At 39.3% G+C, this 1329-nt stretch carries 1 protein-coding gene; it reads left to right on the forward strand.

Going from position 1 to position 1329, the window contains the following annotated elements; all coding sequences use genetic code 11:
* The first annotated feature begins 87 nt into the window (after nt 1-87).
* Nucleotides 88-1152, forward strand: coding sequence for an IS4 family transposase (locus tag QUB44_RS30890; protein WP_333373737.1), 1065 nt, complete (start codon nt 88-90; stop codon nt 1150-1152).
* Nucleotides 1153-1329: the final 177 nt, after the last annotated feature.

Consider the following 1329-nt stretch of genomic DNA (forward strand, 5'->3'; position numbering starts at 1 on the left):
TTCATTTTTTTATTGTCACAATCAAGTATTGCATATAATTGTATCATAGTCTTGATAATGATTTAGGATTGCTATATCCAAAAAATAATGATACCAACATTTTACCAGACTCATTTAAAAAAACAACTGCCAAAAGCTCAGTTTCTTGTAATGACAACTTTGCTATCGGTGATGCAATCAGAAAAACAAGTGAGATTAGAACGACTGGCACGGGTATTCCCTTATCCAATTACAACGGAAAGTCGGCGCAGAAAACTACAAAGATTTCTGGATTTACCCAATTTAACTATCTCATTAATTTGGTTCCCCTTAATTACTTATTGGTTGACCACTTATTGCCCCATTGGTACTCGTTTATCAATCGCCATCGACCGCAGTCAATGGGGGTGCATAAATCTCTTTATGGTTAGCCTGATCTGGGAGCGAAGAGCAATTCCATTATACTGGTCACTATTGCCCAAATTGGGAAACAGTAGCTTCGAGTCACAGACTACCAATTTACAGCAAGTTTTACCATTATTTTCATCAGATAAACTCATCGTTTTAGGAGACCGTGAATTTTGTTCTGTTGATTTGGCAAACTGGCTTAAGGAAAAGGGTGTGTTTTTTTGCTTAAGACTGAAAAAGAATCTTTGTATCGAAACAGAACATTTAGTTTGGCAACGGTTGGATGAATTAGGAATAGTACCCGGAACTTGTTTGTATGTTCAAGGAAAAAAAGTGAGGAAAACTCTACCTACTACCGGGTTTGAGCTTGCTTGTAAGTGGAAAAGGAACTATGGGAAATATCAAGTTAAAGAAGCCTGGTTTATTCTCACGGACTTAGGCTCATTGCCAGCAGCGCTCAATGCTTATAAGCAGCGGATGGGCATTGAAGAAATGTTCCGAGACTGTAAAACAGGAGGCTACGATCTGGAAGGAACAAGCCTCAAGGGGAACCGACTTATTAACATGATTCTGCTCATGACACTGGCGTACACTTGGGCAATATTTCAAGGCACTGAACTGAAGAAAAAGCAGGTACAAAAATATGTATCTCGTCGCAAAGAACCCAAGAAAAAATATCGCAGACGGAGTACATTTGGTGTTGGTAAGGATGGAGAAAAGTGGGTTAATTATCTAGAACAATATTCTTTGGAGGTGGAACAGTAAACGCAAGTTAACTCCTTCTAAGCGCCGCTTTTATCAACAAGGTATGCGGGCTGCAACCCTTATAAAATCTATCTCGTAGACCTCTTTGTCACCCCCCCAGCAATTAGGTACAGTAGTAGAGGTGGTAAAAAAGAGAAAAATGAAACCCTACTCCCTAGATATGCGTCAAAAGATCGT

The organism is Microcoleus sp. AT3-D2 (assembly GCF_036705715.1).
GTDB lineage: Bacteria > Cyanobacteriota > Cyanobacteriia > Cyanobacteriales > Microcoleaceae > Microcoleus.